Source organism: Bacteroidota bacterium (assembly GCA_034439655.1).
Lineage (GTDB): Bacteria > Bacteroidota > Bacteroidia > UKL13-3 > UKL13-3 > CANJUD01.
This window is the reverse complement of the sequence record JAWXAU010000204.1, coordinates 1-8,232: the sequence shown is the minus strand read 5'-3', so window position 1 is coordinate 8,232 and position 8,232 is coordinate 1. Positions and strand designations below refer to the sequence as shown.

General features: G+C 35.8%; 6 protein-coding genes. 2 read left to right on the top strand and 4 right to left on the bottom strand.

Translation table 11 applies throughout. The features are described from left to right. Positions 1 to 209: 209 nt before the first annotated feature. Positions 210 to 1,592 (bottom strand): efflux RND transporter periplasmic adaptor subunit, encoded by a 1,383-nt coding sequence (locus SGJ10_14880; protein MDZ4759407.1) that lies wholly within the window; start codon positions 1,590 to 1,592, stop codon positions 210 to 212. Positions 1,593 to 1,612: 20 nt separating this feature from the next. Beyond that, positions 1,613 to 3,031: a TolC family protein gene (locus SGJ10_14875; protein ID MDZ4759406.1), complete on the bottom strand. Its 1,419-nt coding sequence runs from the start codon at positions 3,029 to 3,031 to the stop codon at positions 1,613 to 1,615. A 180-nt stretch (positions 3,032 to 3,211) separates the two neighbouring features. On the opposite strand from SGJ10_14875, the gene SGJ10_14870 reads away from it, so the two are divergent. Then, a complete protein-coding gene (locus SGJ10_14870; protein ID MDZ4759405.1) occupies positions 3,212 to 3,784 on the top strand; it encodes a polysaccharide deacetylase family protein in 573 nt (190 codons plus the stop codon). After that, positions 3,781 to 4,893, top strand: coding sequence for a glycosyltransferase (locus SGJ10_14865; protein MDZ4759404.1), 1,113 nt, complete (start codon positions 3,781 to 3,783; stop codon positions 4,891 to 4,893). The genes SGJ10_14870 and SGJ10_14865 overlap by 4 nt, the downstream gene beginning before the upstream one ends. Before the next feature lie 3 nt (positions 4,894 to 4,896). Here the strand turns inward: SGJ10_14865 and SGJ10_14860 are convergent, their stop codons facing one another. Both SGJ10_14860 and SGJ10_14855 read right to left on the bottom strand, forming a co-directional pair. Further along, complete coding sequence (locus tag SGJ10_14860) at positions 4,897 to 7,782, bottom strand: hypothetical protein (protein ID MDZ4759403.1); 2,886 nt, start codon at positions 7,780 to 7,782, stop codon at positions 4,897 to 4,899. Further along, the gene (locus SGJ10_14855) at positions 7,775 to 8,080 is read right to left on the bottom strand and encodes a hypothetical protein (GenBank protein ID MDZ4759402.1); all 306 of its coding nucleotides are present in this window, start codon (positions 8,078 to 8,080) and stop codon (positions 7,775 to 7,777) included. The genes SGJ10_14860 and SGJ10_14855 overlap by 8 nt, the downstream gene beginning before the upstream one ends. Positions 8,081 to 8,232: the final 152 nt, after the last annotated feature.

Genomic DNA, 8,232 nt, shown 5'->3' with positions numbered 1-8,232 from the left:
CTACATCCCGAAAGCCCCGCTTAATCCCGATAATTATCGGGATGCGGGGGAATTAGTCCCTTTCTTTTGGACTATTATATATTGAGTTTCGGTATAATTTATTAGCTTGCTGTTTATGGTCGTTGAGGCAAAGAGTTGGGTCAAAAACTACTAACTGTAAACTTCACTGGCGTCAGCAAAACTGCAAACTGTCTACTATTCACAATAATCTACTTCTTCTTCACTTCAAATAAATCCTCTTTCTTCACCACCTTTACTTTGTCGCCATCTTTCAATGTTTTTGAAACTGCTTCATAGGGGCCTGTTACCATTTCTTCATTGCCCATCAGTCCTTCTATTTGTATATAATTATCGTCTTGTATTCCTGATTTCACCACCTTCTTTTTCACTACACCATTTTCTATAATAAATACAATTTCTTCTACATCCTGTTTTACTTCTGTATTTGCTTTTGTAGTATTACTATTTTCGTCTTCCTCCTTTTTATTTTTATCTTTTTTCTTGTCTGTATCTCCAAGTTTTTCCTCTTCCTTTTTCAACTCCCGTGTAGCTACCGATTCAATAGGAACTGACCATACTTGGCTCACCCTATTGGTTTGTATATCTACATTTACACTTAACCCAGGCTTAAGCGGATAAGGTGTTTGCGAGGTGCATAAATCTATATAGGATTCACGAATTACTCTTATTTTTACAGGGAAATTTGTAACTTGATCGGCGGTGGTCATAGTTGTATTCGATGAAGTAGCAATCTCGGTTACCAGTCCTTTAAATTTACGTCCTTTAAAAGCATCTATATAAAACAAAGCAGTATCACCTTTTTTAATTTTCACGATATCATTTTCATTGATGTCGACTGATACTTGCATATAGTTTAAATCGGCGATAGAAAGAATATCGGTGCCCATCATTTGGTTGGTCCCGACTACACTTTCTCCCTGCTTTTTATATAGTTTGCTTATCGTTCCACTTTTGGGTGCATATATAGTTGTACGGCTCAGTCGCTTTTGCGATTCACGTACACCCGCTTCTGAACTTTTCACCGTAAACTCCATTGCGTTTATATTTTGTTTCTCGGCTTCTACTTGCGAAAGGGCGGTGAGATAAGTGCTGCGGGCGGTTTCCCATTCTGCTTGCGAAATTACTTTTTGGTCGAACAGTTTTTTCATTCGATTAAAATTCGCAGTTTCACTTTCAGTTCTAGCTTCTGCCTGTTTCATCCTTGCACGGGCCGCTTCCACATTGGCCAGAGTGTTTTGGTACGCTGCTTTTTGTCGGTCCACATCTACCGAATACATATCTTGATTTATATTACACAATGCCTGTCCTTTTATCACCGAATCTCCTTCTTTCACCATCATCTCTACTATCTGTCCACTCACGTCGGGACTAATTTTTAATTCAGTTTCGGGTTGTATTTTTCCATTGGCAGTAACAGTTTCTATAATATCCCTTCTCATAATTTTTTCGGAAGAAACTTTCGTGCCCTCTTTACTACCAAATTTTTCAGCAAGCACTATGGCAATAATCAGCACCAAAATGCCCCCAATTACCCAATATTTTAACTTGCTTTTTTTCTTTTTAGTTGCCATAAATATATATAATACTTTGTTTAAAATTTCAATTCATTACCCATATAAAAATCTATAATCTTTTGTCTAAATATAAGCTCATATCTCGTTTGCAAAAAATTGCTCTCCGACCTAGTATAATTCGTGCTTGCCAACTGAAAATCGGTAAGGGTGGCGGCACCATTTTCATAGCGAAGTTTGCTTACCTGAAAGTTTCTTTGCTGAGCATTGAAGTTTTTTTGTGCCGCTGCATACTTGGTCTCGGCCACTTGTAAATCAATTACTGCTTGTTGTATACTTTTATATAAATTCAACTTGGCCTGATCTAGATTAACTTGAGCCAAACTTGCTTGTATTTTGGCTTTTTGCACCGCAGTATGAATTTGCAAATTATTAAAAATGGGGATACTTAAACTAAAGCCAAAGTTTTGTCCAAAATTATTTTTCAACTGGTTGCCGAATGGAGTGGTTTTGGTCAAATAATCAAACCGCGGTGTTACCACGGTATCAAAACTATTTTGGGTAATTCCAATAATATTATATCCATTAAAGTTAAAGCCTGTTATATCTTTTCGGGTTGAGGAGTATAATGATGAGACATTGCCAAACATAAACAATTTGGGCAAACGTGACCCTTCCGAAACTTTTTGCTGGGTTTGGGCCAACTGGTATCTATAGGTCGCTGCTTGTATTTCAGGTCTGTTTTGATAAATAGCATCAAATATTTCTCTGGCGTTTCTTGCCGTTGCCCGCATTGGTATTAGTGCTGGTGGAGAAGCAATGCTATTTGTGGTGTCGGGTTCAATATTCATAGATTGCCATAGAATTAGGTACGACATCTGCAAGTTGCTTTGGGCATTCACCAAACTAAGTTCATCGTTGGCCACCTGCGAAAGTTGCTGCAAATATTCTCCTTCCGAAATTTTTCCAGCATCCTGCAATTTCTCTAAACGAGAAGCTTGCAGTTGCGACAATTCCAACTGTTTTTGCGAGGTGAAAACCAGTTCCTTGTTCATCAAAATCTGCAAATACTGGCCAGCCACTTGCAGGGCGATATCGTTTCTGGCGGTCTTCTCATCGGCTTGCCACGCTTGTAAATCATACTGTTCGCGTTTGATGGTGTTTTGTACTTGGAAGCCATTGAACAAAGTCCAGTTTGCCTGTATACTGAAATTGTTTGAACGGATAGTTTGGTTCGAAAAAGTATTGGTGAAAGGATCCACATTTCGTCCCAAATTGAAGGCTTGTGTACCTGAGCCATTTATTGAGGGTAGCATTTGGGCTCGGGCTTGGGTCACGTCCAAAGTATTGCTTTGGGTATTGAGTTGTGCCTGCTTCATCCTGAAATTTTCTTGTACTGCTTTTTTCACGCAGTCTTCCAAATTCCATACCTGTTGGGCGTTTGCCGTATTTGTATATAACAATAAAGTGGCTAAAAAAGTATATAGAGCTTTGTTCATTTTGTGGTTTCAAAATTATAGTGTTTACTACGTGTTTTTACCATAAAAGTTCCAATCTACTGATTTTTTATCTGTGGTGTTGAAAAATGGGGGGTTAAAAGAAAGATTAAATTCACCAAATTTGCCCATCTTCCGCATTTGAAATTCTATAGCCACCATACCCCAAAATGGATCATGAAAATGTTTCCGCAACTCATTTGGCAAAAACGGGTAACAGAGAAGATATTATATATTACTTTCGATGACGGCCCATGCCCCGGTGTAACAGATTTTGTATTGGAACAATTAGAACAGTATCATGCAAAAGCAACTTTTTTTTGTGTAGGAAGTAATGTAATTAAACATCCTGAATTGTACCAAACTTTATTGCAAAAAGGGCATGTAACCGGCAACCATACGCAGGAGCATCTAAATGGCCTTTTTTGTAAGAGCACTACATATTATGATGATATTGAAAGAGCCTCCAAATCAATTGATAGCAAGCTATTTCGACCACCTTATGGAAAAATAAAAACAAGTCAAATTAATTATTTAAAAAAACGATATCAGATAATCATGTGGGATTTTCTTACTGCAGATTTTGATGCCGATTTGGATATCGAACTTTGCAAAAAGAAAATGGGAAAATATATAAAACCAGGTAGTATTATCGTATTTCACGACAGCATAAAAGCAGCGGAAAACTTAAAAATATTATTGCCTTATATGTTGCATAAATATGCTGCTGAAGATTATCAATTTCATTCCTTATGAGCTTGCTATTAACCATATTATTAGCGTATGCAGCAGGATTTATCGGCTTGCAGGTATTGTTTCTTGTTTCTGTATTTTTAATGGAAAATGTTAAGCCAAAAACACAAAATCATGAACCATTCATATCCATTTTAATTGCTGCAAGAAATGAAGAAAAAAGTATTTCTTATTGCTTGCAAAGTATTATAGAAATGGATTATCCACCCAACAAAATGGAGCTATTAATTGGGAATGATAACTCGACAGATAATACCGCTAAATTAGTACAGGAAATTATAGCACAGAACAATGACAAATTTACTATCAAACTATATCATATATCCGAACAAATGGGAAAGGCGAAAGCCAAGGCTAATGTGCTTGCAGAGCTTGCCCACCATGCACATGGTGAATATTTTTTTGTGACGGATGCCGACATCGTGGTTAATAAAAATTGGGCAAAAACTATATTAAATTCTTTTACCAATAAAATAGGAATTGTGAGTGGGACTACTATCATAAAAAACAAACCGCAGCGGCGGACTACATTACAAAAATATGACTGGCTCTATTTTTCTTCCTTGCTCAAAGCTATTTCCAATTTGGGAATTCCCGTTACCGCAGTGGGAAATAATATGGCTGTGAAACGAGAGGCCTATTTTGCAACAGGTGGTTATGAAAATATAAATTTTTCAGTAACAGAAGATTTGGCATTATATAATGCAGTGAGAAAACAAGGATATGATTCCTTAAATTTGATGGATAGAGGTTCTTTGAATTTTACAAACCCTACTACTCACATTCAAACATTGTTCAACCAACGGAAACGCTGGCTTAAAGGGGCTAACGACTTAAATATCATTGCAAAACTTATCTTGTTTTATCACGGACTATATCCTTTCATGTTACTATTCTTTTGCATCATAAACTGGAAACTCGGAATACTGTTTTTGTGCATAAAATATATGATACAAAATATACATATAATCGCACTTTCAAAATACCTAAAACAACCTTGTAATTATATACAATTATTAGTTTATGAATTCCTGCAAATATTTTTTAATTTAACATTGGCAATCTATTATATATTACCTATAAAATATTTGTGGAAAGGGCGGGAGTATTGATTTCTACCAAACAATCTTAACAGGGCTGCATTGACCGTTTGAATATAAGAGCAAAGTATATAAACCATGTGCATTATGGGTCATATCCAATACAATAGGATTTTGATTTTCTGCTCCTGCTAGTACTTTTCTACCATGTGCATCCGTTAGTTGCCATGAAGTATTTTTATTACGATAGCTATCGGGATTAGGTTTGTATATATATATCGTGTTTTCATCATAGTTATTTACACTTCTGTAGTTATTGTATATTTCATCAATATTCGTAAACACATAAGCTGCGGAATATCCTATACATCCGTTTATGTCCGTAACTTTTACTGAATACGTTCCCTTTATTGGATTTAAAACTTCATAAGTACTGTCATTGGCTTGCTGGTTTCCATCCAATCGCCACAGCCATGCTTTGCCTTTGGGGTTAGACACTGCCACTAGTTTTCCACTAGTATAAGTTATATATACTGTGGGAATAGGATTAAAAACCAAATGCTGTGCAGCCGAGGTATTGGTACAGCCATTCGTATCTGTTACAGTTATAGTATAATCTCCCGTTTTTTTTGCTTTAATGATAGTAGCTGTTTCGCCAGTACTCCACACATATTTTTTGATACTTGTTGTATCCGCATTGAACAGGTTAAGGCTATCTCCTTCGCACGCTCGGAAAATACCAGTTATATTAATAAAGGCCAAAGGTTGTTTATATACTTCTGCCATATCGGTCGCACGTCCTATACATCCATTATTGCTCTTTATACTATAGTTTATTATATGTTTTCCTGAACCCGAAAGCTTCGGATAAAAGTAATTTCCTTTTACGCCATTGCCTGAAAAGCTACCACCAAAAGGACTTCCAGCAACTAGCATAATAGAATCATCAGCAGGGCAAAATTGCTTTTTACCCATACCCGCCCAACTAACTAGTGGCAATGGCAAGGTTTTAAATACAACCGTATCATAAGCTTTACAACCCAAAGAATCGGACACTGTAAGCACATAAAACGTATCCGTATTTATTTGCACATAGTTATAGGCCGAGTTTGCACCGTTACTCCAGTTATAATATACTCCTCCGTTGCCCAATAAAAGGAAATTGCTACCCAAACAAACAGAAGTGTCAGCACCCGCATTAGCTATATGTTTTTGGGCTACATATATTTTTATAGTATCATATATTGTGCAGGCACCGTTGGTGGTTTCATATATATAATAATTTGTATTGTTTGAAACTATATAAATAGAATCCTTAACAATTGGTTTTTTCATATTGGGCAACCACCATTTGCCACTATGGCTGTGGCTGGCCACCAATAATATACTATCGCCTATGCAAGCAGAATCTTTGGAAGCAGATAATGATGCTGTTGGAACAGAATCCACCATAAACTCCAGCGTGTTTGACCATAGCAGCACGCTGTCGCTCTTCAATGCTAGCTTGTATTTTCCTGCTATATTTTTTGGCAGCGTAAAGCTTATATAATCGCCCGCATTAATATTTTTCTTGGTGGCAATACTATCTGCATTTTTAAACATGCTATCTACAGGGCACATGTATAAAGTAAACTTATTGCTTGCCCCAAATGCTGCTTTGGCAGCTATAGGTAGGTTATACGTTTGCCCTTGGCACAAGCGGGAAGCCAAAGGCCCAATGCCAATAAAATTGCTATTATTGATGGCGAGTATTATACTTCCATATTTCAGATTGGAACTATTATATACAAGATTGCTATCATTATTGAAATATACTTGAATTGAGTCTGTTGCACTTATTCCTGATAGATATATGATGCCTTTCATTGGGTCATAATACATGCTAATTATTGTGTTGTCATATATATAATCACAGCCTCCGTTTGTCCAAAAAAGATAATGCTGCTTCACGCCATCAATCCTCACAGTCCATATAGCTGCGAGGCTGGAATCCAATTTACTTAAAATATAGCTTTGTGCATCATTTTTAAATGTTAAACCGCCAAACTTGCCTTTATAATTGTTATTTCTAAAACCACTAAAGCCATATACAAATGTTTCAGTACTGTTCCCTTTTCGTTTGGCTTGTATAATATCTATTAATAAATTGGTATCGGTATAAAACGTGTTTTTAAGTATTTTCCCATCACGATTTATTAACGATATAAAAGCTACCCCCGTATCATTAAAGTAGTAATATACGCTATCAATAAAAGTGGAATGGGTGCTATGCCCGAACAACATAATGTTACTATCGTTGGTCCATTCAATTGCCCTGATATCAGCATACCTTCCTCCCATTATAAATTTACCCCACTCATAATCCCAATTTGAATTTGCTTTAATAATATAACTGCCCAAATAGGTGTTAAAAGGCCAAGTATAAAATACCTGTAAAGTATCCTTCATGTTTATTAGAAGGCGTCCACCTGTACTTTTACCAATAATATAATAGTTGTTTTCATTATCATAAATAACGTTCTGTATCATACGGTGATGCCCTGATTCCACAGTAAAAAATTTCTTAAAATTTCCTCCCATATCATATGTTGTCACAAAATTTAATTCAGTGCTTGGCGTGGTTGTATAATATTTTATGGAATCAGAATAGGGACTGTAGGTATATGAGAGCTCTGTTCTATTATACCCCGCACTAACTATTTCGTTATTATCCTTATTATAAATCAAGGGAAATTCACTATCTGGGACTGGGTAATAGCAGCACCATGCCTGCGAATTAAAGGATCCGCCCACATAATTTTGCCATTGGTATTTTCCTGATGAGTCAAATTTTATCAGGAATGAAAAAGAAGTATTTTGTACACTGTTAAATTTATCACTAATAATTCTTTTAGAGTAGTTCAAATAGCCATCGCCAAACATAAACCCATTTATATATACATTATTGCTATCGTCAAGCACCAAATTGCCCGGTATAGCTGCCTATGGTATTTACCCAAATTATATTATTATCGGAATCAGTTTTTATTACAAAGAGGTCGTACATGCCATACGATGTATAGGTTTTTTTACCCAGCTTCATGCTTTGATCGAAACTGCCATACAGGTATCTATTACTTATATTATCGGTGATAATACTTTTTATAATTAAATCATTGTTGTTCGATGATGCATATAAAATACTTTCCTTTAATTGTTGAGAAAAACAATTATAAGAAAGCACTGCTAAAACAAATAATATAATTGATGATTTAAACAATTAAGTAAATTCTTGTATTGAGTGTCGGTATAAATTGAGTTTCGGTATTATCAAAAAAAAAATCCCACCAAATATTTGGTGAGATTTTTTCTATAAAATTAGTTCTGTATGTTTATTGTTTTACAACTCTCAGCACAGTAATAGCATGGTTG